Genomic DNA, 22,721 nt, shown 5'->3' with positions numbered 1-22,721 from the left:
TCAGGCCGGTTCGCCGTCCACCGTGACGGTGATCGCGGACCCGTCGTCGCCCGTCCCGCCCGCCGTGCAGTGCAGGCCCGCGACCCGGGTCGACTCCGGGAGCGGGTCCGGGTAGTGCCAGAACGCGTCCGCCAGCCGGGTCCCGTCCGGCAGGTCGGCGTGCGAGTAGGACGCCTCGCCCTTGTAGGGGCAGCGCGTCCGGGTGTCCGACGGCGACAGCGCGACGGCCACGTCGGCCGCCGGCAGGTACCAGCGGTTCGGCAGCCCGGTCTCGGACAGCACCCACGGCTCGCGGGACTCGGCGAGCACCGTCGCGGTGCCGTCCGGGGCGGTGTGGGTGACGACGACGTGCCGGTGCGTCGGCCGGACGTCGACCCGGGTGTAGGGGTCGGTGAGGTGGGCGAAGACCTGCTCGTCCTCGTCGTACCAGGCGTCGGCGGCGCCCCAGTAGACCGACGCGAGCCCGCGCAGCCAGTCCGCGGTCCCGATCGGCTCGGGGTAGTGCCAGACGGCGTTCTCCGCGGTCCGGTCCGCGACCCGCAGCGAGCGGTAGGCGGCGTCGCCCTTGAACGGGCAGTGCGTGCTGTGCCCGGTCGGGACCAGCACCGAGGCGTCGAGATCCTCCTCGGGGACGTAGAGCACGGGCAGCAGGTTCGACTCGTGCAGCAGCATCCCCCGCCGGGTGTCGAGCACCGTCCGGCCGGCGAACTCGGCCCGGACCCGGCGCGGGAACGGCTGCAGCAACAGCTTGTGCGCGGGACCGTCGATCGCGTAGTTGACCGTCTTCGGTGCGTACGGCGACAGCGGCCCGTCGGCGCGGGTGAGACCCATCGTGACCCCCTCCGGTCTACCCCTCCCGTTCTACACGGAGAGCTCTACACGGAGAGTGCGACGTCGTAGTCCCGGATCCAGGTGTCCAGGTCGACGATGCGTTCCAGCTCCATCCGCCGTGCCATCCCGGCCGGCGCCGGGTCGATCCCGGAGTCGCCGGCGTCCAGGCGGGCACTGATCGCGGCGCGGTCGACCAGCGGCGCGACCGGCGCGTCGTCGCCCTCGTCGAGGATGCCGGCCACCTGCTCGCGCAGCGCCTTCTCGTAGCCGGCGTCCTGGGTCGACGGGTAGGGGCTCTTCACCCGCTGCACCACCGAATCCGGCAGCAGGTCGCGCGTCGCGGCCCGCAGCAGCGACTTCTCCCGCCCGTCGGACGTCTTGAACGCCCATGGCGTCCCGAAGACGTAGGAGACCAGGCGGTGGTCGCAGAACGGCACCCGCACCTCGAGCCCGACGGCCATGCTCATCCGGTCCTTGCGGTCGAGGAGGTTCGGCAGGAACCGGGTCAGGTAGAGGAAGCAGATCTCGCGCATCCGCCGCTCGTGCGGGTCGTCGGCGGCCGGCCCGGTGAGCTCGGGCACCTCGGCGAGCGCGGCCCGGTACAGGTCGTCGACGTGGCCGGGCACGTCCAGGGACTCCCAGACCGACCGCCGCAGCAGGCCGGGGTCGTGCGGGTCGCGGTTCAGCATCCGTCCCGCCAGCCACGGGAACGTGTCCGCGGCGACGGTGCCGGCGTCGTGGAAGTCGCGGTACCCGCCGAACACCTCGTCCGCCGACTCCCCGGAGAGCGCCACCGTCGACTCGGACCGCAGGGCCCGGAACAGCAGGTACAGCGAGGTGTCCAGGTCGCCGATCCCGGTCGGGAGGTCCCGGGCGTGCAGGGTGGCCCGGCGCACCGCGGGGTCCATCATGTCCTCGGTCCGCAGCACGACGTCGCGGTGCTCGGTACCCACCCACCGCGCCACCTCGTGCACGTACGGCGCGTCCGGCGTGCCGCGCACGTCGTCGGCGGTGAAGTGGTCGGTGTAGCCGGCGAAGTCGACCGCGAACGAGCGGACCGGCCCGGTCGCCGTACCGCCGTCGGTCCCGATGTTCTTCGCGGCCAGCGCAGTCAGCGCCGAGGAGTCCAGCCCGCCGGAGAGCAGGGTGCAGAGCGGGACGTCGGCGTAGAGCTGACGCCGGGTGGTGTCCTCCAGCAGCGCGCGGACGTGCGCGACGGTGCTGTCCAGGTCGTCGGTGTGCGCGGTCTCGGTGAGCCGCCAGTAGCGCTCCTCCCGGCAGCCGTGCCGGCCGACCCGCACCACATGCCCCGGGGGGACCTCGCGCATCCCGCGGAATACCACGTGCGCCGGGTCGGCGACGAACGACAGCAGCCGGCGCAGCCCGTCGCCGTCGACGGTCCGGTCGGCCAGCGGGTGGGCGAGGATCGCCTTCGGCTCGGAGCCGAACAGCACGCCGTCCGGGGTGGGGGAGTAGTAGAGCGGCTTGATCCCGAGCCGGTCCCGGACCAGGACGAGCTCCTCGGCCGCGGTGTCCCAGAGCGCATAGGCGAACATGCCGTTCAGCCGGCGGGGGACCCCCCGCGGGTCGCGCCGGCCCCACTCGCGGTGCGCCCGCAGGACGACCTCGGTGTCGCTGGCCGTCCGGAAGCGGTGCCCGGCGGCCGTCAGCTCGTCGCGCAGCTCGCGGAAGTCGTAGGTCTCGCCGGAGTAGACCAGGTGCAGCGGCGGTGCACCGTCGTCGTCGAGATGCATCGGCTGCCGCCCGCCCTCGATGTCGATGACGGCGAGGCGCCGGTGGCACAGGGCCACCGGCCCGGCGGCCCAGATGCCCTCCTGGTCCGGGCCCCGGCAGGCCATCGTCCGGTTCATCGCGGCCAGGGTGCCGGCGTGCTCGTCGGCCCCCAGGTCGTGACGGAAGTCGATCCAGCCGCAGATGCCGCACACGGTTCGGTCCTCCGGTCCCGCTCGATGCCCTCCCTGTTCGATTGCAACGCTAACGAGTGCGCCGCGCAACAGCGCGAGGCGATCGGCCGAGCGTCGAGCCTCCGAACGGCCCAGCGGTGTCGATCGTGTCGATCTCAATCTTTCGATCCGCTTACGTGATTGCGATCCCCAATGTTGCGATGCGCAACGCGTGTAGCATGCGAAACATGACGGAACGTCCGATTGGCCCGATTGACGACGAGGCGACTTCGGCCGCCGGTGGCGGTGTCGCCACGGCCGAACGCGACTCCCCCGGTGACACTCCCCACGGGACCGCCGCGGCCGGACCCCGCAGCGACGAGGACTCACTGCAGTCGCTCGAGAAGCAGATGACGCTGCTCGTCCGCCGGACGATGGAGTCGGTGTGGTCGCACGGCTACGGCACGAACGACGCCGTGGACCGCTACACCTACCCGGTGCTGATGCTGCTCGACGAGGAGGGTGCGCTCTCGCTCACCGCGCTCACCGGGAAGCTCGGGGTCAGCAAGCCCACCGCCAGCCGCCAGGTGTCCCGGCTGTCCCGCGCCGGACTGGTCGACGTCTCCCCGCACGAGCGTGACCCGCGCTCGGTCAGCGTCGAGCTCACCCCCGCCGGCATGGCCGCCCGCGAGCAGGTCCGCGCCGCCCGGCTCACCCCGCTCCGCGAGGTGATCGCGCACTGGCCGGAGTCGGACCGCGACGCCCTCGCCGGGCTGCTCGACCGGTTCAACACCGACCTCGACCTGTTCCTGCGCTAGAAGATCTGCCTCCCCGCCACCGCGCGCACGGACGGTGGCCGCACGGTCCGCCACCCCGGTGATGCGATAGTGGGGGGACGCCCGGGGTCACGGCCCCGGGACACGGACCGGCATGGGGGGTGGGACGGCCGTGGAGGCGTGGGTGGCGCTCGTCGCCGGGATGCTGGACCGCATCCGCGGCCTCGGCGTCCCGGACGTGTGTCCCGGGGACTGGGCCTGGTCGGTCACCGCGCTCGGTGTCCTGACGGGTCTGATCCCGACGGCCGGTGCCGTGACGGTCTCGCTGCTGCGGCGGCGCATCGGGTCGGGCTCGGCGTCCGGGTACGGCCCGGCCGAGTCGGTTCTCCTGGCCGGGATCGGCCTGCTCGCGGCGGGACTGCTCCCGCTGGCCGTGTTCCACGGCGCCGGCGGCGTCTTCGCCGTCGCCACGGCGGGGGAGACCGTGCCCGGGCTCTCGGCCGAGACCTCGGCCTCGATCCGGGTCACGACCTGCTCGGTGGTCGGTACCCAGAGCAGCTACCTCGGGCTCGGCAGCGTCGGCGGCTCGATCGGTTCGGGGGATCTCGTCCGGTCGGTGACCGCGATCGTGCTGCTCGGCGTGGTGCCGCTGCTGGCCGTCATGCTGGTCGCGGTGCAGGCGCGGACCGCCCTCCGTCGCGGGCCGCGCTGGCCCGCCAAGTTCTTCTGGCTCCCGCTGTTCGCGCTGATCGTGCTGACCGCCTCGGTACCGTCCGGGACCGCCGAGCACCTGTGGGTCGGCATCCTCGCGGCCGGTCTGTTCGGCGTGATCCTGGTACCGATGGTGCCGCCGCCCTCCCAGCGGACGATCGAACGGATCCGGGCCGGGCGGGACACACCGCCGTCGCGGTCCACGCCGTCGTCGCCCGGCGACGGGTCGTCGTCCTCGCGTGCCGGTCGCACCGGCGCCGGAGCGGCCCGGCCGAGTGCCGTCACCGCGACCCCGAGCGTCGCCGAGCGGCTGGCCGACCGGTTCGCCCGCCGGGAGACACCGCACGAGCAGGAGCAGCGCTCCGCCGCGCAGTCCGGGGCGGGCGCGCCGGTGGCGCCCTACGCGACGTTCCACCCGCAGCAGCCCCCGGGCACCGGCGGCCCGCCCTACGCCGGGTTCGGGCCCGGGCCGTCCGGCTACGCCGGTGGCCCGCCCTCGGGCGCACGGCCACCCGGACCTCCCGGCCGGCCGCCGACCGGCCCCGCCGCGCACCCGGCCGCCGGCCCGATGCGCGCGGGCGCGCCGCCGCTCCCGCCGCCGGGCGGTCCACCCCGCCGCCCGACGACGATCGCCCCGGTCCCCGGCGGCCCGGTGCCCGGCCGTGCGCCGCGGTTCCGCCTGCTCAAACGCCTCGGCGCCGGTGGGTTCGGCGGCGTCTGGCTGGCGCACGACGCGAAGCTGGGACACACCGTCGCGGTGAAGTCCGCGCACGCCGCGGACCCCGAGACCGAGGAGCGGATCCGGCGGGAGGCCGCCGCGCTCGGGTCGATGCGGCACCCGTGCTGCGTGGAGATCTACGACCTGCTGCACGCCTCGTCGGACCCCGGGCTGCAGGGGATGGACGGCCTGGTCATCGTCATGCAGTACGTCGACGGCATGTCCCTGGGCCAGCTCGTGGCCGAGCGCGGCACCGTCGACGACGTCTCGGCCGCCCGCATCTGGACCGGCATCGCGGGCGCGCTGGACACCGCGCACCGCGGCGGGGTGCTGCACCGCGACATCAAGCCGGGCAACATCGTCGTCGACCCGCAGGGGCACCCGCACCTGATCGACTTCGGGATCGCCCGCAAGCAGGGCGACTCGACGCTGACCCAGACCGGCTACGTGCTCGGCACCCCCGACTACCTCGCGCCGGAGGCGGCGGCGGGGAAGCCGGCGTCCCCCGCGTCGGACGGCTGGCAGCTCGCGGCCGCGGTGTCGTTCGCGCTCAGCGGGCACCCGCCGCGCGGTGAGGCGAGCGACGCCGTCGCCGGGCTCCGGGCGGCGGCCTCGGGTGCGAAGCTGACCCACCTGCCCGCCCGGACCGCGCACCTGTCGCTGCTCAAGCAGGCGATGCGCACCGAGCCGCACAAGCGCCCCGAGCTCGCCACGATCCAGGCCAAGCTGGACACCTGGCTGCAGCGGCAGGGCTACCGGGCCGACGGGCCGGTCACCGCGATGCTCGACACCCGCTGACCGCGTTCCTCGCCCGGGCCGGGTCCGTAGGACCAGGCGTCAGAACCAGGCGTCGACGAACAGGTGCACCGCCAGGCCGAGGCCGGCCAGCGCGATGCCCAGGCGGAGGACCCGGGTGGGCAGCCGCCGGGCCACCGCCGGGCCGAGCAGCCCGCCGATCAGCAGACCGAGCGCCAGCGCCGGGACCGCGACCCAGACGACGTCGCCGAACAGTGCGAACCCGAGTGCCGCGACCGCGTTCGCGGCCCAGGTCAAGACGTTCTTCAGTCCGTTGGCGCGCAGCAGCGTCGATCCGGGCAGGGACGCGAGCAGCGCCAGCATGACGACCCCGGCCGCGGCGCCGAAGTAGCCGCCGTAGACACCGACCCCGAACACCCCGAGCGGCACCAGGCGTCCCGGCCCCGCGGTGTCGGTCGGCCGTGGCGGGCGCAGCAGCAGGACGGCCGCGGCGCCGACGAGGAACGGCACGATCCGTTCGAAGCCGCCCTCCGGGGTCAGCAGCAGCAACCCGGCGCCGCACGCGCCGCCGAGCAGGGCCGGGCCGACCAGGCGACGGACCTGCGGGCCCGCCCCCACCAGTTCGGGACGCGACCCGGCGACCGCCCCGACGCCCTGGAAGAGCAGGGAGACGGTGTTGGTGACGTTCGCCGTCGTCGCCGGCAGCCCGACGGCCAGCAGCGCGGGGTAGGAGAACAGCGAGGCCAGACCGGCCACGGCACCGCTCAGACCCGCAGCGATACCGGCCACGAACAGCAGCAGGAGCTGGGCGGCGGTCACCGGGGGACGAGCGGGAGCGCGCGAGGGGGGAGGATGCCGGTGAGCCTACCGAGCACGCCGTTCGCCCGTCCGGTCCCCGCGAGCGACACCACAGCCCCCGGCCGGGTGACGCCGGTCTCGGCCGCTCCGCGACACTCACCCGCGAACCGCCGCGCACGCCGGCGGGGGACGGGGATGACTCCGATCATGGGACTGCGCACCGCCGGACCGGTCGCCGCGCTGCTGGTCCTGACGGCGCTGGGGGCGGGGTGCGGCGTGGTGACCTCGACGTCGGCCGCGGCCCCGCCATCGTCCCCGATCCCGGTCGCGGTCCCGCAGGCCGCACCACCGCCGTCGGACGTGGTCGCGGCCGACGGCCCCGCGCAGCCGTGCACCGGGTCGACGCTGGACATCTCGGCGACCGCACCGCGCCGCGACGAGGGCGGCGCGGCCGTCCAGGAGCTGGTGTTCCGCAACACCGGCGAGCTGCCGTGCCTGATGCGCGGCTATCCCGGGGTCGGGTTCGTCGCCGGGAACGAGGGCACCCGGATCGGGCCCCGGGCCGCCGCCACCGGCCCCCGGGCCGAGCTGCTGCTCGAGCCCGGGCGCGCCGCCACCGCGCCGCTGCGGGTGGCCGACGCCGCGGACTATCCGGAGGCCGGGTGCCGGGCGCAGGAGGTGCGCGGGATGCGGGTCGCGCCGCCCGGCGGGTCCGGTGGCCTGTTCGTGCCCCGTCCGGGCGCGGTGTGCTCGGGTGAGCCGGACGTCCCGCAGGCGACGGTCGGCACGGTCACCGGGCGCTGACCCTCACCCGGGGTAGCCCTGCACGGTCCGGGCGTCGCGCAGGGCGCGGGCCCACCACACGAGCTGGTCGGTCAGGACCCCCGCCGCGCGGGCGGCCGACCCGTCGTCGACGAGCCGGCCGTCGTCGTCGAACAAGTTCCAGAACTCGTGCAGGCTGACCCCGTCGCGGACCGGGGCGCCGTGCAGCTCGACGAACACCCCGCGCAGGTGCTCCACGGCGCGAAGGCCGCCGGAGACCCCGCCGTAGCTGACGAAGCCGACCGGCTTGGCCGCCCACTCGCGCCCGAAGGTGTCGATGACGGCCTTCAGCCCGGCCGGGTACGAGTGGTTGTACTCCGGGGTGACGACGACGAACGCGTCGGCCCGGTCGAGCCGCTGCCGGAGCGGGCCGGGCCCGGCGCCGTCGAGGGCGGGGGAGACGTCGTGCTCGGCCAGGTCCACGAGGTCGACGTCGACCTCGTCACGGCCCGCGAGCTCACCCGCGAACCAGCGTGCGGCGGTCGGCCCGAAGCGTCCACTGCGGACGCTCCCGATGATCACTGCGACGTGCAGGGTGCCGGGTCGCTCCACGGTGCCCGTACGGGTGTCATGGGTGGCGTCGGTGCTGGTCACGGTGTACTCCTCTCGGACGGCGGACGGCCGTTCCGACCGCCGGGTGGGGACGGTAGGAGCTGCAGCTGACTTCAGGTCAAGACTGCTGTCGACGGGGGCGTGAGCGGAACGTGGTCACTGATCGTGCGCGTGGGGTAGCCCGAGGCGACCATTTGGTCCACACTCGACGATCGTCACCACCGCACACGACAGCAGGAGGCGGTTCACCGATGGCCGGCAGGCACCGGAGGATGGCGCGCGCGGGACTGGTCAGGAAGGTGCTGGCGGTCGTCATCCCGTCGCTGGGGCTCGCCGCGCTGGCCGCCGCCGTACTGGTCGGTGGCGCTGCGGGCGCGGACCGCGTGGACGGTCACAACACCGCCGCCCCGGAGCGGACCGGCGCCTCGGGCGATACGTCGAGGGACGCCGCGGTCACCGACCGCCCGCACGTCGCGCCGGTCCCGCCCCCACCGCCGGCCGCCCGGCCGGATGCGTCCGGCCCGGTCCTGGCCGCTCCGCCGGAGCCCGGAGCCGCGGTCGCCGACGCGCGGAACGCCGCCACGGCCGGACGGAACTCGTCGCACAGCGGCGGGACGAGTCGCTCGGGGCAGGGTGCGGGCCCTCGCGAACAGGAGCGGGCCGGGTCCTCGCGCCCCGCCGCACCACCCGTCGTGCCACCGCAGCGTGCCCCGGCGCCGCAGGAGAACCTTCCGCGGGAACCGGCTCCGTCGGTGACCACGGTCGTGCCGTCGCCGCCGTCCGCGGTGACCCGCGAGCCCGACCCGGCTCCGGTGGACCCGGCGCCGGTCGATGCGGCTCCGGCCGAGCCGGGGAGCGAGGCCCGGGAGATGGCCCGTGAGATCCGGGACGAGGCCCAGGAGACCGCGCGTGAGGCCCGGGAGGACGGACGCGAGGCCCGTGAGGACGCGCTGGCGTCGCTGCGGCTGCGCCTGGAGGAGTCACCGGCGGCCGAGACGACCGTGTCCGGCGGCCCGGCGCTGACCCTCATCGGCGGCTGAGACCCGCTCCCCGCTGCGCGCCCGGACGTGCGGGCGTGCGGTGGACGCACACGGTTCGGGCGGACGCGCGCAGGTCGGCAGAACGCGCGCGTCCTGCCGCGCACGCATCCGGAATCGACCCGCGGACTCCGGATCAGTGCGCGGAGGGGGCGTCGCCGGAGCCGTTCGCGAACTCGGCGGCTGACCCGTACGGCCGCGGGCCGTCGCCGTCCGGAACCGGAGACCGCCCGTTCGGATCATGGCTCCGACTGCCGTCCGATGGTCATGATCTTGTCCATGAATACGCCGAACGGTCCAACGAGGCGCAGCTGATGGCCGGGCGGCACCGGTCGTCGTCGCGCGGCCGGGCTCGGTTGCGTGCCGCGCTCGCCACCGCGATCCCGATGCTGGCCGCGGCATCGGCTGCCACGGCCGTCGCCTTCGGCGGGGGTGTGCTGGGCGGCGCGGCCGGCGCCGACGCACGGCAGGACGGGGCGGTGCCGGTCCCGACCTTCGCCGCGGGGCCGTCGGCCGGTGCGGAACCGACCGTGCGGGCGACACCGCGGGAGGGAGCCGCGGCCGGTGCCGCCGGTGACGCGATCCGGGCCGCCGCGGTGCGTGCCGCGGAGGACCGCCGCGCGGCCGAGCAGGAACGTGCCGCCGCAGCACGACGTGCGACCGAGGAGCGGCGGGCGGCGGAGGAGCGGCGGGCTGCGGAGGAGCGGCGGGCTGCGGACGAGCGCGCCCGCCGGGCCGCCGATGTGCCGCCGACTCCCGAGCCGGACCGGCAGAGTCCGCCGGGCCACGTCCCCGGTCCGCCGGAGGCCCCCGACACCACGACGGTGCCCACGCCGCCGCCGGGCGACGCGCCGGACGTCCGGATCCTGATCGGGCCCGAGCCCACCCCGGCGGTCGCGACGACCGAGTGCGCCGGTGGTCACCCGGCCCGCTGTGACGTGCGCTGACACCGGCCGGCCGAGCCGGATGACCTCGCCCGGGCGGATGTGCTCACCGCTTCGGGTGGGCACGCTCCGACGTCGTCGCACGCCCCGGGACCCACGTGCATCATCGCGACTCCCGGTCGCGAGGGCGGCCGGCTCCGGGGGGAGGATCCGATGAGCGGGCACGAGGACGGGCGGACGGCGGGACGGTTCCCGCGGCACAGGCCGGGCACGGTGCTCCTGGCCGCGTGCGGCGTGTGTGCCGTGCTCGCCGCGGTCACCGTGCTGCTCGTCCCGGGCGCGGCGCCCGGTCCGGCGCCGTCGGCCGGCCAGACCGGCCACGGCGCTCCCGGCACGCCGCCGCCCGCGCGGACCGCCCCGCTGCTGGCGGTCCCGGTCACCGGCGCGCCGGCCGAGGCGGTGACCGACGCGGCGGCGGCGGTGAAGGCCCGGTCGGCGGCGACGGGCGTCTGCGACCTCGCCGAGCCGCCCCGCTTCGACGATCCCGGGAACCCGGACCGGATCACCAACCGTGACTGCGGGACGGTCGACGACCAGGGGCGGCTGCGCTCGCACGACCCGTGGATCGACGACCAGCTCCTCGCCGCGCAGGGAGGATGATCTCCCGTCCGGTGTTTCATCACCTTCCGTTCCGGTTAAGAAGATCGGGACGGGAGGCGATGAGGATGACCGGACGCCATCGACGCACACAGTTCTCGCCCGCGCGACGGGCGCTCCTCGGCACGGTCCCGCTGCTGGGCGGGGCCGGGGTGGCCGCCGCCGGCGTGCTGGGCGGAGCCGTTCCGGGTGATGATCCGCCTGAGACCCCGATCCCCGAGCTGCCGGTCGCCGCCGGGACCGCCGCGTCGTCCGAGGTGACGGCGGCGAGCGATGCCGAGCTGCTGGAGCAGGGGACCGGGACGCAGGGTCCGGCCGCCGGGACCGGAGGCGCGCAGCCGCGCGGGTCGGCCGCGACCCCGCTCGGCGCAGCGGCTGCGCCGCAGGGTTCCGCCGGGGTGTCGTCCGGCTCGGCCGCCGTGGCGCAGGGTGCCGTCCCGGAGACGGAGACCCCGGCTGTCGAGCCACCCGCCACCCCGGTGCTCCGCGGGCTGCCCGGGCACGGCGAGTCGGCCATGGAGGTCGTCGCCGGCGCCCGGGACGCGGCGGAGGCCCACAGCGCCGCGGACGACCGGGCGGCGGCACAGGTCGGCACCGTGGCCGACGAGCTCCGCGCACAGGCCGAGCAGCGAGCCGAGGACGCCCGCGCGGCCGGCGACGCCGCGCTCGCCGCGTACCACGAGGCCGAGGCGGAGCGTCAGGCCGAGCGGCCGTCCCGCCCGGTGATGATCGCTCCGCAACGGCCCGCCGACGCGGTGGCCGATCCCGGGGCGTCCTGTGACTCGTCCGAGCTGCTGCGACTGGGCCCGCTGGCCGTGGCCGGGCCCGACGACCCGGACTGCGCGCTGGACCCGTGGATCGCCGACCAGCTGGCGAACGAGCGCGACCGCTGAGCGGCGCGCCTCAGTCCAGCACGGTCAGGCCGAGCGCACCGCAGATCGCGGCGGCCTGACCGGGGGAGACGATCGCGCCGCGCAGCTCCCGCGGGGTGTCCGGGGTGATCTCGCCCAGGTCGCAGCTGCGCAGGTCGGTGTCCTCGAGCCGGGCGGCGCGCAGCACGGTGCCCCGCAGCCGGCACTTCACGAACTCGACCGTGCGCAGGTCGGCACCCGACAGGTCGGCCTCGGACAGGTCGCACTCGGAGATCCGCAGGCCGCGTAGCGCGAGGTCACCGAGGTCGGCGACCTGCAGGTTGCAGCCGGACAGCCGGAACGACGCGGTGAGCCCCCGCATCCCGCGCAGCGTCGTGCCGATCATGCGGCAGCCGTCGAAATGGGTGTCGCCCAGCAGCGCGCCCGCGAACCGGGCCCCGGACAGGTCGACCCCGGTCAGCACGGCGTCGGTCAGGTCCGCCTCGCGCAGGTCGGCCCCGGCGAGCGCCGCACCGTCGATCCGGGCCCGGTCCAGCCGGGCACCGCGCAGGTCGGCGCCGGCCAGCGTGCCACCGCGCAGCCGGAGGCCGGCCAGGTCGGCGTCACGCAGGTCCGCCTCGGCGAGCTGGGGCTCGGACACCGCCTCACCGGCCCGTGCGGCGGTGCGGAGATCCTCGGCTGCAGTCACACCGGACACCCTGCCATCGCGCCCCGACAGCCGGAGACGATCGCCCGGTCACGCCGCAGCACAGCCGGGTGATCATCGAGCACGATCCGTTTGGCTGTCCCGCCCGGCGGGGATCCGTCCCGGGCGCGGGTCACGAGGACCCCGGGAGACGGTGGAGAGCGGATGCGGATCGTGCGTGGTGCCCTGGTGCTGGCGGCGGCCGCCGTCCTGACCCTGGCCGCGACCACCGGGCCGCCCGCGCCGGACGCCGTAGCCGACCCCGCGGCGACGACCAGCCCGGAGTGACGACGGGCCCGGAGTGACGTCGCCCGGATCACGCTGCGGCCGGTGACCGGGCCCGCCACCATGAGGTATGGCCGCTGACACCCACACCGGCGACCGGACGACCGGCACCACCCCCGCCGGACCCCGCACCGCCGTGCTCCCGGACACCCCCGGGCACGGCGACCGTCCCGTCACCGTCTCCTTCACCCGCCGCGCCGACCCCGCGCACGCCCCCGAGATGACCGCCTGGATCCGCTCCGGGCTGACCCTGGCCGAGGGGTTCCCCGGCTTCCTCGGCGGCGGCTGGGTCCGCCCCCGCGACGGGTCCGACGAGTGGCACATGCTCGCCCGGTTCGCCTCGCCCGGCGCACTCACCCGCTGGGAGGCCAGCCCGGAGCGCCACTGGTGGCTCGGCTCGGCCCAGGGGCTGGCCGAGATGACCCGGGCGGAACGGCGCACCGGAATCGAGGGCTGGTTCGACGCCCCGGAGACCGTCGAGACGGTCGGACCCGCAGCGCCGGCCACCCCGCCCCGCTGGAAGCAGGCGACCACGATCTGGCTGGTCTTCTTCCCGCTGAACCTGCTCGTCACCCTCACCCTCGGTGCGCTGATCGCCGACTGGCCGGTCGTCGCCCGGGTCGCGGTCACCACGATCGTCCTCACCCCGCTGATGACCTACCTGCTGCTGCCCTGGATCACCGGGGCGCTCGGATGGTGGTTGCAGGGCAAGAGGTTCGCCGATCGCAACCGCAGAACGGCAGGTTGAGCGGGTCGCAATACGTGATCCACTTCGGCGCCACGCGCACGGGGGCGCGCCGGGAACGTCGTACCGGGTCGATACCGTCTGAGGCGTGCTCACCACCGATCCGCCCGTCGCGGAGCGGGAACTCACCGGCACGAACCGTGATCGTGTCCGCCTCCGTACGGCGGGTGCGCTCGGCCTGGTTGGGTTCCTGCTCGCCGTGGCGGTGCCGTTCCTCCCGGTGGTCCAGCACGTCACCACGATCGTCTGGCCGTCGCCGACCACCGGCACGGCCGACGTCAACGCCCCGCTGGTGGCCCTGCGCCCGGAGACGATGACGATCACCGTCCCGGCGGAGGCCGCGCGCAGCCTGGACGCGCGCACCGGCGGCCCGGCCACGGTGCTGTCCACGGTCCCGCCGGAGTCGCCCGAGGGCGCCCTGTTCGGCATGGCGCTCACCGTCGACGACGGGCAGCTCACCCTGGTCAACCGGGGTCAGCAGCTCGCTGCGGCCCCGCTGCGTGACGGCCCGGGCGCGCTCGCGATCACCGCGGACGGCACGTCCACCACGGTCGACCTCGGCTCCGGCGCGCAGACCTTCGACGGGGACATCCGCCCGCAGTCCGTCGGCATCTACTCCGACCTCGACGGCGCGCTCGACCCGGTCGGCGGCACCGGCGTGCGGATCACCCCGGACACCCGGTTCGACACCACCCCGTCGGTGTGGAAGTCGCTGGCCACCGCCATCGCCGCGGTGGCCGGGATCGGGTCGCTGTGGGCGCTGGCCGGGGTCGACCGGCGGCTCGGCCGCCGCCCGCACCGGGCCGGTCGCGAGAACGGCGTCGGCCGGCTCGCCGGGCGCTGGCCGCCCCGGCTGCGCCGCTGGTGGTCGCGCGCCCGGCCGCGCCCGGTGGACGGCGTCGTCGGCGCCGTGCTGGTGGCGTGGATGGCCATCGGCGGCCAGACCTCCGACGACGGGTTCACCCTCGGCATCGTCCGCGACGTCCCCACCTCGGGCTACGTCGGCAACTACTACCGCTGGTACGACGCCGCCGAGGCCCCCTTCGGCTGGTTCTACGACCTCTACGCGCTGTGGGTGCAGGTCTCCGACTCGCTGCTGTGGCTGCGGCTGCCCTCGGTGCTGATGGGGATCACCGCGTGGTGGCTGGTCTCGCGCGGCCTGCTGCCCCGCCTGGGCCGGCAGGCCCGCCGCTCGCACGCCGCCACCTGGGCCGCGGCGGCGGTGTTCCTGGCGTTCTGGATGGCCTACAACTCCGGGCTGCGCCCCGAGCCGGTCGTCGTCGTGTGCTCGCTGCTGGCGCTGGTCTGCGTCGAGCGGGCGGTGGCCCTGCAGCGGGTGCTCCCGCTGGCGCTGGGCCTGTTCGCCGCCTCGATGGCGGTCGGCGCGAACCCGGCCGGCCTGATCGCCGTCGCGCCGTTCCTGGCCGCGGTGCGCCCGCTCTGGCGGCTGCTCGCCGCCCGGGTCCGGACGCTGGGGGCGCTGCCGGTGCTGGCGCCGCTGCTCGCGGCCGGCACCGCGATCCTGATGATCGCCTGGGCCGACCAGAGCTGGGCGGCGGTGATGGAGTCGACCCGGCTGCGCTCGGAGATCGGGCCGGACTGGCCCTGGTACACCGAGATCGCCAACCGCTACACGCCCCTGTTCTCCGAGACCGCGGACGGCTCCATCGCGCGCCGCTTCCCGATCCTGCTGGTCATCCTCTGCACGATCGCCTGCGTGGTCGTGCTGATCCGCCGGTCCAAGATCCCGGGCGCCGCGCTCGGGCCGGCCCAGCGCCTGATCAGTGCCACGATCATCTCCTTCCTGATCTTCGGGCTGACCCCGACCAAGTGGACCCACCACTTCGGCGACCTGGTCGGGCTGGGGGCGGGCATCGTCGCGCTCGCGGCGATCGCCACCGGGTCCGACGCCCTGCGGTCGTTGCGCAACCGGCTCGCGTTCCTGTCCGCGGTGTTCCTGGTCGGCGCGCTCAGCGCGGCCGGCCCGAACACCTGGTGGTACACGAACAACTGGGGCGTCCCGTGGGCCGACCAGCAGGTGGTGATCGGCGGCTGGGAGGCGTCGTCGGTGCTGCTGCTGGTCGCGGTGCTGCTGGCCGTCGGGGCCGGGGTCGAGCACCTGCGCGGGATCCGCGAGGAGCGCCACCCCGACGAGCTCGCCGGGCTGCAGCAGGCGATCGGCCGGCTCCCGGTGATCGGGACCTGGTGGCGGGCCCGGGACTGGCGTTCCGACGTCTCGGCGGCCCGGCAGGCGACCCGCCGGCTGCGGGTGACCTCCGCCCCGCTGGCCCTGCTGTGCGGGCTGCTCGTGGTCTTCAACCTGTCGTCGATGACGACGGCGATCGCGAACCGCTCCGGGTCGTGGTCGATGGGCGCCGACGCGCTCTCGAACCCGTTCGGCGGGTCCTGCGGGCTGTCCAGCCAGGTCTACGCCGAGCGACGCCCGGTGGACGGGGTGCTCGCGCCCGCCCCGGAGCCCACCGGGATGGCGGCGCCGGCCCGGGCCGACCTGCTGCCGACGGTCGCGCCGGCCCCGGCCCCCGACGAGCCGAACGGCACGCCCGCGCCGCTGCCGCAGGGCACCGTCCCGGCGAACAGCCCGGACGCCCAGCTCCGGGACCCGGCCAGCGGCGGGTCCGGGTTCCGGCGCGACGGCGTCCCCCCGACCGGCGGCGGGACCGGGGTGTCCGGGTTCGAGTACGTGCTCTCCGGTGGGCTCGGCTCCGACGCCGCCCCGGCGTTCGGCAGCTTCGACCCGTCCGGACGCAACACCGGCACGCTGCGGACCCCCTGGTCGCTGCTCACCGAGGAGCAGCGGGCCGGGACGACACCACTGGTGGTGACGGCCGCGGGCCGGCTCGGCGGCGGCAACAAGCTGACCGTCCAGTACGCGACCCGGCTCGACGACGGCCGCGTCCGGATCGTCGACCAGGCCACCCTGGACGACGGCCGCGGTGAGGAGATGCCCTGGCGCGAGCTGCGCTTCGACCTCCCCGACGACGCGCGCGGCGCCACCGAGGTGCGGCTGGTCGCGCAGGACAACTCGCTCGGCGCGGACGGCTGGCTCGCCGTCGCACCGCTGCGCGCCCCGCAGCTCGCGCCGCTGTCGACGATCGTCGGGAACCAGCCGATGTTCCTGGAGTACCCGGTGTCGCTGGCCAGCCCGTGCCTGCGCCCGTTCACCTCGTCCGGGGGCATCGCCGAGATCCCCGCCTACCGGCTGCAGGCCGACGGCAGCCGGATGCGCTCCGACGGCGAGGGCTGGTCGACGCCGCAGGCCGGCGGCCCGCTGGGCTGGATCACGGTGATCGGCAAGCAGAACGAGCTGCCGACATACCTGGAGGGCGACCCCGGCCGGGACTGGGGCAAGGTGCAGGCGATCCAGCCGTACCGGCCGAACGCGGTCGCGCCCACCCGGGAGCGGACCGACGTGCTGCGCTCGGGGCTGTACAGCAGCGGGCCGCTGCCGGCGCCACCACCGGGCGTCCCGTCGCCGGAGCGCTGAGGCCCGGCCTCACGCGTGACCGGGCTCCTGCTCGCCGACCGCGTGACCGGTGCCGGGTCCCTTCGAGCCGGGCCCGGCGGGGGTGAGGTCGGGCTGGTGATCGTCGCCGGTTCCGGTCGGTGCCGACCGTGGCACCGACCGGAACCCCGTCAGCGATCAAGGACCGTGGACCCGAACCGAGGGTCGCTGCCCGGCGGGCCACCGTGGCCGGATCGACGTCACCGACTCCGATCACCCGCCGGCCGGCCGGCCCGGCTCAGCCGCTGAAGCGGACCGACATCGGCCCGGGGCCGGCCTGATTCCGGGCCGACGCCGTCGCGTCGCCGGTGTCGGTGTCGGTGTCGGTGTCGAGGCTGCCCGTCTCGGCGGCGCCGGTGCCGGTGCTGCGGCTGTCGGTGCCGGCCGTGTCGGCGAGGCCGGTGCCGGTGCCGGTGCTGCTGGTGCCGGTGTTGCCGTCGGCCCCGGGCCGAGCGGGCGCGGCGCCGCCGTCGGACGCCGCGGGGGAGTGGCCCCCGGCTGCGTCCCGCCGGTAGGCCTCGAGGATCTCGGTCGGGATGCGGCCCCGTTCGGAGACGGTCCAGCCCTGCTCCCGCGCCCAGACGCGGACCGCGCGGTTGGTCTCGCGGGTCACGGCGTCGCCCGGCGTGGTCTCCGGCGGCGGGGCGACCCGGGCGCGGGCGCGGGCCCGGCGGGCCCCGGGGGAGTCCGCGGCGTCGGCGGGACGCGCCGCGGCGAGGAAGGGGGCGAGCTCGTCGCGCAGCCGTCGGGCGTTGCCGGCGGTCAGATCGATCCGGAACGTGCGACCGTCCAGCCCGAACTCGACCGTCTCGTCGGCCTCCTCGCCGGTGATGTCGTCGACGAGCCGGACCTGCTCGAGCTTCGCCACTGCGTCTCCTCTCGTCCCATCCGACCGGATAAGGCGTAGTTGCGAGCATAACGACGACGTGGGTGGAGCCCGACCCGGCGGGAGGGCCGTCCCGGCATGTCCGTCACACGACAGGAACACGGCCGAAACCACCGCGGTGCTGGCCCGCGGCACCCGGCTCCGGCTCAACATCGCCGACACCGACAAGGTCCCGTGGCAGGGGGACCTGGTGCCGTCGATCCGTTCTTCCCTCGTCGGGTCGCTGCCCAACCTGCGCGCCGGCGGCACCGGACGGCCCGACCAGCCGGTCCGCACCGCGGACCTCGCCCTGCACGGCCTCGGCCGGCGCGGGGACTGGGTCGCGATGCGGACCGCGGGACCGGCGGCTCAGGAACCGAACTGAGCGGTGCGCAGGACCCCGTAGAGATCCCGCAGGTGCTCGGTGCCGACCCAGCCGTCGAGCTGCTCGGAGCCGGGACCGGTCGCACGGACCGGGACCGGGGCGCCGGTGTGGCCCGGGCTGGTGGCCCAGGCGATCGACATGGTCCGGCCGTCCGCGGTCTCGAAGGTCTCCTCGGCCCGGTCCTCGAAAACCAGCGCCATCCCGCCGGCCTCGTGGTCGGCGGTCACGACGACGAGGGTGTCGTCGCGGCCCTGTGCGAAGGCCAGGGCCCGCTCGACGGCCGCGTCCAGGGCGATCGTGTCGCCCATCGCGTTGGCGCCGTCGTTGCGCTCGGCCGCGGGGTCGATCATGCCGCCCTCGACCATGAGGAAGAAGCCCTGCTCGTTGCCCTGCAGCGCCGCCAGCGCGGCGTCGGTCATCTCCGCGATGGAGGGTTCGGACTCGGCACGCTCGCGGTCGAAGCTCATGTCCTTGCACTCGAAGATCCCGAGGAGCTTGTCGCCGTCGGCGGCCTGCATCTCGTCGCGGTCCCGCGCGACCGTGTACCCGGCGGCCTCGTAGTCGGCGAACAGGTCCCGGCCGTCGCCGCGGTCGGCCTCGCCGGCGTCGCAGTGAGTGCCGGACGTGCCCTCGGGCAGGAAGAACATCTCCCCGCCGCCGAGCAGTACGTCGAGCTCGTTGTCCAGGTACTGCCCGGCGATCTCGCTCTGCTGCCCGCGGTCCGGCACGGCCGAGCCGAACCCGGCCGGCGTAGCGTTCGCGATGTCCCGGGTGCTGATCAGCCCGACGCTCTTGCCGGCGTCCTTGGCCAGCACACCGAGGGTGTCGCCCATCGCGTTCGTGCCCTCGGGGGTGATGTTGAGCGAGCCGTTCTCGACCAGCGAGCCCGACCCCATCGACGACGCGGCGGCCGCGGAGTCGGTCACCAGGTCGTCGGCGGAGAAGGTGGCGGCCCGGGCGCGGTGCGGGACGGTCTCCATCGCCAGCGGCTCGTCGCGGCCGCGGTCGAGGTAGCGCGAGGCGAGGATCTGGGTGTCGGACATGCCGTCCCCGATCACCAGGATCACGTTCTTCGCGGCCGGGCCGGCCTGCTCGGTGGACGGGGTGCCTGCCGAGGCGACCGCCGCGGACGGGAGCGCGAGCAACGCGGCACCGGCGAGGGCGACGGCAGCGCGGACGGTCCGGCGCTGGTTCTTCGTGCGGGTCACGGCTGAATACTCCTCACATGGGACGTCCGAAGCGGACATTACGTAGTAATGACCACCTTTCGGGTGTCCCACGCAAGGGGAGGAGGGGCCCGTCCGTCGTGCGCCGGTGACGGGCGGCGACGCCGCCCGCTGTGATGGCGGTCTCGCCGGTCCCACGGGCCTGATCTAGGGTGGACGGCGCCGGTGCGACGCGGCGCCGGTGGAAAGTACGGATGGGGCCACGCGAATGACGGTGGGGACCGGCCTGGTCAACGCGGATCTGCGACGGAAGCGGTCGGTGGACCTCGCGCAACGCATCCACGAGCGCTACGGCGCCGAGGTGACCACGCTGCGCGCCGCCCTGCTCGTCTGGCCGTACGACGAGCCGCTTCGGGAACCGCGGGAGGCCCGCGCCGCCGTCCGAGCGGTGTCCGGAGTGGCCGACCTCGTCCTGGCCGCGTGGACGGAGCCGAGCGACGCCGGGCCCGCCGCGGGCGTCGGGATCTGGGAGCTGAGCGTCCGCTGCGCGGCCGGCCCGCTGCCGAAGGGCGAGGCCGACGGCTGGGCCCGCGCGGTGTTCGGGTACCGCGCCGCCCCGCTGGTCTACCGCCGCGGCGGAGCCGGCCGGGGATGGTTCCGCCGGCCGGCCGCCGACACGAGCGGGTCCTATGTGGTGTTCCACGGCGAGCACGGTCCGATGCACCCCTCGGACGTGCCCGCCGCGACGGCGCCGGGCGCCTGCGCCTAGCTAGTCGAGCGCCCAGGAACGCAACCACACGTTCTGCGAGGACTTCCGCAGCGCCGACAGCACGTCGTCGGGCAGCACCTCGTCGGTGTCGGTGAGGACGTAGCCGAGATCGCCGCTGGTGGACAGCGACTGGCCGGTCACGTTGGTCCCGGTGTCGGCGAGCAGGCGGTTGATGTCGGCGAGCACGCCGGGGGCGTTGACGTGCAGGTAGGCCATCCGGAACCGGCCGGCCGGCCGCGGCGGGGCCACGTTGGGCAGGTTCACCGACAGCGCGGTCGCCCCACCGGAGACGAAGTCGCGCAGCTTGTTCGAGACGAACCAGCCGATCTCCTCCTGCGCCTCCTGGGTGGAGCCGCCGATGTGCGGGGTGAGGATCACGTTGTCCAGCCCCCGCAGCGGGGAGTCGAACGGGTCGCCCTGCGCCTTGGGCTCGGCCGGGAAGACGTCGACCGCCGCGCCCGAGATGTGCCCGGACAGGATGTTCTCGCGCAGCGCGTGCTCGTCGATGACCATCCCGCGGGAGGCGTTGATGAACATCGAGCGCGGCTTCATCTTCTCGAACTGCGCGGCGCCGAACAGACCGGCGTTGCCGGGTCGGCCGTCGACGTGGATGGAGACCACGTCCGCCTCGGCGAGCAGCGCGTCCAGGGTCGGGACCCGGCGGGCGTTGCCGTGCGCGAGCCGGTCGGCGGTGTCGTAGAAGATCACCCGCAGCCCGACGGCCTCGGCCATGTTCGACAGCTGGGTGCCGATGTTGCCGTAGCCGACGATGCCCAGGGTGCGGCCGCGGAACTCGTGCGCGCCCTTCGCGGACTTGTCCCAGACGCCCTCGTGCATCCGCTGGGTCTTCTCGGTCAGCCGGCGGGCCAGCACCACGATCTCGCCCAGCACCAGCTCGACCACGCTGCGGGTGTTGGAGAACGGCGCGTTGAACACCGCGACCCCGCGCTCGGCGGCGGCGGTCAGGTCGACCTGGTTGGTGCCGATGCAGAAGCAGCCGACCGCGAGCAGGTCCTTGCCGGCGTCGAGGACCTCGGCGGTCACCGTGGTGTTCGAGCGGATGCCGAGCAGGTGGACGCCCGCGACGGCCTCGGCGAGCTCCTCACCGCTGAGCGAGCCCGGCCGCACGTCGACCTCGAAGCCCGCGCGGCGGAGCGCCTCCGCCGCGCCCGGATGGATGTTCTCGAGCAACAGAGCCTTCACGCCACCAACCTAGGCGTGCCGGGACGCGCGCGGGGCGCCGGGCCGCCCGATCAGGGGAGCTGGACCTCCGCGGCCGCCTTCGCGGCCTCGTCGGCGTCGTCCTTCTGCTGGTAGCGCTCGAGCAGGCCGCAGCCGCAGTCGCACCGCACCACCCACTCCTGCGCCACGTCGACGAAGGGCAGGACGTACGGTTCGTGAGCCATGCCGGCGAACGCTAGCGGACCGCGACTCCCGGCTCAGTCACCCGCTCGGATGTCGGACGGGTGAGCCGCGAGCGGGGTGACCTGCATGGTCATGTACGGGAACAGCGGCAGCCCCCAGAGGATGGCGTGCAGCTCGTCGTGGTCGGCGACCTCGAAGATCGACAGGTTGGCGCGCTCGCCGACGATGCGCCACAGGCTCACCCAGTGCCCGGAGCGCTGCCACTCCTGCGCGTAGGCCTTCTCCCGGGTGAGCAGGTCGTCGCGAAAGGCGGGGTCCATGTCCGGGGGCAGCGCGACGTCCATCCTTACGGCGAAGCGGTGGCGGGGGGACTCGGTACTCGTCATGGCTCGAACATATCGCCCACGAGCCGGGGGACGGACGGGCTCCGGTCCAGTTCGGACGCCACCCGGACGTCGTCGGCGAACCCGATCGCGGCGAGCTCCCGCCCGCTCGCGCAGTCGCGCAGTGCCGCGGCGGGATCGTCGGCGATCTCCCGGAACGCGGCGGCGGCCGCGCGAGCCTCGGGCGAGACGTCCGGCCACCCGGCAGCACCGAGCGCGTCGATCAGCGCGCCGGCGCCCCAGAGGTCCTCGACGGCCGGACGCAGGCTCCCGTCCGGCCACCGTTCCCCGGCGGCGACGACGGCGACCCGCAGGCCGGGGAAGCTCGCCCGCCGCTCGAGCAGGTGGTCCGCCGCCGCCCGGCGGTTGCGCAGCCCGACGCCGATCACGGTCTGCGCCACGGCCCGCAGCCGGAACGCCAGCGTCGACCCGTTGGGGGAGGGCAGCACCAGCCGGCTCAGCTCCGGCGCCGCCCGGACGGTGCCGGGGGACAGGCTCACCTGTCCCGGACCGGCCTCGGACCGGCCGACGGCGAGGGTCGCTCCCCGCTCGGCAGCGTGGTCCACGGCCCGCTCGTCCCGCCACGGGAAGGGCAGTACGGCGACACCGCGGTCGGCGGCCACGGTCAGTGTGGTGCTGAAGCTCAGGACGTCGACGACGACGGCCACGTCGCACCCCGCGCAGATCGCGTCCGCCCCGGCCGAGCCCCAGTCCGTCCGCAGCGAGTACGGCGACTGGCGGTGCGCGTCCATCGGAGGACGGTCCCACGGGCCGCCTGCCGCGATCCTCGACGCGGCGCTCGCCGACGCCCGCGAGCGCACCCGCGGCCGCAGATGATCGACGGTGGTGGAGCGCCGCATGCGCCTCCCGCACGCTGCGCTCCACCACCGATGATCAGACCGAGGCGGTACCCGGCCCTACAGCGGGTCGCGGTGCAGGACGGCGACCAGCACCCGGTGCACCGTCTCCCGGGCGTCGAAGTTGCCGGAGACGTTGCTCCAGTGCGCGAACCGGTCACGGGAGTGGCCCGACATCGAGCCGTGCGAGCCGACGGTGAGCCCGTTCAGCTGGGTGCGCGCCGCCGACGCCCGGGGGGAGCGGCCGACGCGGCGGGGCGAGCAGCGTCCTGAGGAGCAGGAGGGGAGCAGGATCGCGCCCACCACACCGGTGGACGTACACAGAGCAGTAACTACCGTCCGGATGAGCACGAGTGGGCGACGGGCCAGAGATGG

Annotated in this window: 24 protein-coding genes; 12 read left to right on the top strand and 12 right to left on the bottom strand. The window is 75.1% G+C overall.

The features are described 5' to 3' along the window. Together WIS52_RS02045 and asnB are read right to left on the bottom strand one after the other, a co-directional pair. On the bottom strand, window positions 1–831 hold the full coding sequence (locus WIS52_RS02045; protein WP_349296327.1) for a DUF427 domain-containing protein: 831 nt from the start codon (window positions 829–831) through the stop codon (window positions 1–3). Window positions 832–875: 44 nt separating this feature from the next. Beyond that, entirely contained in the window at window positions 876–2,777 is a 1,902-nt protein-coding gene (gene asnB / locus WIS52_RS02040; RefSeq protein ID WP_349296326.1) for an asparagine synthase (glutamine-hydrolyzing), read from the bottom strand. Window positions 2,778–2,983: 206 nt separating this feature from the next. Between asnB and WIS52_RS02035 the strand changes: the two genes are divergently transcribed. Both WIS52_RS02035 and WIS52_RS02030 read left to right on the top strand, forming a co-directional pair. Beyond that, window positions 2,984–3,553, top strand: a complete 570-nt coding sequence (locus WIS52_RS02035) for a MarR family winged helix-turn-helix transcriptional regulator (RefSeq protein ID WP_349296325.1) — start codon at window positions 2,984–2,986, stop codon at window positions 3,551–3,553. A 112-nt stretch (window positions 3,554–3,665) separates the two neighbouring features. Then, window positions 3,666–5,738 (top strand): serine/threonine-protein kinase, encoded by a 2,073-nt coding sequence (locus tag WIS52_RS02030; protein ID WP_349296324.1) that lies wholly within the window; start codon window positions 3,666–3,668, stop codon window positions 5,736–5,738. A gap of 39 nt (window positions 5,739–5,777) precedes the next feature. Here WIS52_RS02030 and WIS52_RS02025 read toward each other — a convergent pair whose 3' ends face one another. Beyond that, a complete protein-coding gene (locus WIS52_RS02025) occupies window positions 5,778–6,515 on the bottom strand; it encodes a sulfite exporter TauE/SafE family protein (protein WP_349296323.1) in 738 nt (245 codons plus the stop codon). A gap of 186 nt (window positions 6,516–6,701) precedes the next feature. On the opposite strand from WIS52_RS02025, the gene WIS52_RS02020 reads away from it, so the two are divergent. Next, the gene (locus tag WIS52_RS02020; protein ID WP_349296322.1) at window positions 6,702–7,298 is read left to right on the top strand and encodes a DUF4232 domain-containing protein; all 597 of its coding nucleotides are present in this window, start codon (window positions 6,702–6,704) and stop codon (window positions 7,296–7,298) included. A gap of 3 nt (window positions 7,299–7,301) precedes the next feature. On the opposite strand, the gene WIS52_RS02015 is transcribed toward WIS52_RS02020, so the two are convergent. After that, window positions 7,302–7,910, bottom strand: a complete 609-nt coding sequence (locus WIS52_RS02015; RefSeq protein WP_349296321.1) for an NADPH-dependent FMN reductase — start codon at window positions 7,908–7,910, stop codon at window positions 7,302–7,304. 209 nt (window positions 7,911–8,119) lie between these two features. Here WIS52_RS02015 and WIS52_RS02010 point away from each other — a divergent pair, with 209 nt between their 5' ends. From WIS52_RS02010 to WIS52_RS01995, 4 genes are all read left to right on the top strand, one after another. Beyond that, complete coding sequence (locus WIS52_RS02010; protein ID WP_349296320.1) at window positions 8,120–8,908, top strand: hypothetical protein; 789 nt, start codon at window positions 8,120–8,122, stop codon at window positions 8,906–8,908. 311 nt (window positions 8,909–9,219) lie between these two features. Further along, window positions 9,220–9,852 carry a hypothetical protein gene (locus WIS52_RS02005; RefSeq protein WP_349296319.1) on the top strand — a complete coding sequence of 211 codons (633 nt, stop codon included), beginning with the start codon at window positions 9,220–9,222 and terminating at the stop codon, window positions 9,850–9,852. A gap of 150 nt (window positions 9,853–10,002) precedes the next feature. Then, complete coding sequence (locus tag WIS52_RS02000; RefSeq protein ID WP_349296318.1) at window positions 10,003–10,449, top strand: hypothetical protein; 447 nt, start codon at window positions 10,003–10,005, stop codon at window positions 10,447–10,449. A gap of 65 nt (window positions 10,450–10,514) precedes the next feature. Then, window positions 10,515–11,339, top strand: a complete 825-nt coding sequence (locus WIS52_RS01995) for a hypothetical protein (RefSeq protein ID WP_349296317.1) — start codon at window positions 10,515–10,517, stop codon at window positions 11,337–11,339. A gap of 10 nt (window positions 11,340–11,349) precedes the next feature. Here WIS52_RS01995 and WIS52_RS01990 read toward each other — a convergent pair whose 3' ends face one another. Then, a complete protein-coding gene (locus WIS52_RS01990) occupies window positions 11,350–12,006 on the bottom strand; it encodes a pentapeptide repeat-containing protein (protein WP_349296316.1) in 657 nt (218 codons plus the stop codon). A 162-nt stretch (window positions 12,007–12,168) separates the two neighbouring features. Here WIS52_RS01990 and WIS52_RS01985 point away from each other — a divergent pair, with 162 nt between their 5' ends. The 3 genes from WIS52_RS01985 (at window position 12,169) to WIS52_RS01975 (ending at window position 16,538) form a co-directional block, all read left to right on the top strand. Beyond that, window positions 12,169–12,291: a hypothetical protein gene (locus WIS52_RS01985; RefSeq protein ID WP_349296315.1), complete on the top strand. Its 123-nt coding sequence runs from the start codon at window positions 12,169–12,171 to the stop codon at window positions 12,289–12,291. Window positions 12,292–12,358: 67 nt separating this feature from the next. Next, complete coding sequence (locus tag WIS52_RS01980; RefSeq protein ID WP_349296314.1) at window positions 12,359–13,036, top strand: antibiotic biosynthesis monooxygenase; 678 nt, start codon at window positions 12,359–12,361, stop codon at window positions 13,034–13,036. Between the two features lie 85 nt (window positions 13,037–13,121). After that, window positions 13,122–16,538 carry an arabinosyltransferase domain-containing protein gene (locus tag WIS52_RS01975; RefSeq protein ID WP_349296313.1) on the top strand — a complete coding sequence of 1,139 codons (3,417 nt, stop codon included), beginning with the start codon at window positions 13,122–13,124 and terminating at the stop codon, window positions 16,536–16,538. A gap of 256 nt (window positions 16,539–16,794) precedes the next feature. Here WIS52_RS01975 and WIS52_RS01970 read toward each other — a convergent pair whose 3' ends face one another. Beyond that, window positions 16,795–17,424 (bottom strand): histone-like nucleoid-structuring protein Lsr2, encoded by a 630-nt coding sequence (locus tag WIS52_RS01970; protein WP_349296312.1) that lies wholly within the window; start codon window positions 17,422–17,424, stop codon window positions 16,795–16,797. A 136-nt stretch (window positions 17,425–17,560) separates the two neighbouring features. On the opposite strand from WIS52_RS01970, the gene WIS52_RS01965 reads away from it, so the two are divergent. Then, a complete protein-coding gene (locus tag WIS52_RS01965; protein ID WP_349296311.1) occupies window positions 17,561–17,806 on the top strand; it encodes a hypothetical protein in 246 nt (81 codons plus the stop codon). On the opposite strand, the gene WIS52_RS01960 is transcribed toward WIS52_RS01965, so the two are convergent. After that, on the bottom strand, window positions 17,791–19,014 hold the full coding sequence (locus WIS52_RS01960; RefSeq protein ID WP_349296310.1) for an alkaline phosphatase: 1,224 nt from the start codon (window positions 19,012–19,014) through the stop codon (window positions 17,791–17,793). The genes WIS52_RS01965 and WIS52_RS01960 overlap by 16 nt on opposite strands. Before the next feature lie 226 nt (window positions 19,015–19,240). On the opposite strand from WIS52_RS01960, the gene WIS52_RS01955 reads away from it, so the two are divergent. Next, complete coding sequence (locus WIS52_RS01955) at window positions 19,241–19,741, top strand: hypothetical protein (RefSeq protein WP_349296309.1); 501 nt, start codon at window positions 19,241–19,243, stop codon at window positions 19,739–19,741. Here WIS52_RS01955 and serA read toward each other — a convergent pair whose 3' ends face one another. From serA to WIS52_RS01930, 5 genes are all read right to left on the bottom strand, one after another. Next, complete coding sequence (gene serA / locus WIS52_RS01950) at window positions 19,742–20,944, bottom strand: phosphoglycerate dehydrogenase (protein WP_349296308.1); 1,203 nt, start codon at window positions 20,942–20,944, stop codon at window positions 19,742–19,744. 50 nt (window positions 20,945–20,994) lie between these two features. Then, window positions 20,995–21,147: a hypothetical protein gene (locus tag WIS52_RS01945; RefSeq protein ID WP_349296307.1), complete on the bottom strand. Its 153-nt coding sequence runs from the start codon at window positions 21,145–21,147 to the stop codon at window positions 20,995–20,997. A 33-nt stretch (window positions 21,148–21,180) separates the two neighbouring features. After that, window positions 21,181–21,492, bottom strand: a complete 312-nt coding sequence (locus tag WIS52_RS01940) for a muconolactone Delta-isomerase family protein (RefSeq protein WP_349296306.1) — start codon at window positions 21,490–21,492, stop codon at window positions 21,181–21,183. After that, window positions 21,489–22,241, bottom strand: coding sequence for a 2-phosphosulfolactate phosphatase (locus WIS52_RS01935; RefSeq protein WP_349296305.1), 753 nt, complete (start codon window positions 22,239–22,241; stop codon window positions 21,489–21,491). The genes WIS52_RS01940 and WIS52_RS01935 overlap by 4 nt, the downstream gene beginning before the upstream one ends. A 165-nt stretch (window positions 22,242–22,406) precedes the next feature. Further along, window positions 22,407–22,652, bottom strand: coding sequence for a hypothetical protein (locus WIS52_RS01930; protein ID WP_349296304.1), 246 nt, complete (start codon window positions 22,650–22,652; stop codon window positions 22,407–22,409). Between the last annotated feature and the right edge of the window lie 69 nt (window positions 22,653–22,721).

It is taken from the genome of Pseudonocardia nematodicida, assembly GCF_040105385.1.
GTDB lineage: Bacteria > Actinomycetota > Actinomycetes > Mycobacteriales > Pseudonocardiaceae > Pseudonocardia > Pseudonocardia nematodicida.
The sequence above is the reverse complement of the archived record's forward strand: the minus strand, read 5'-3'. Positions and strand labels throughout refer to the sequence as shown.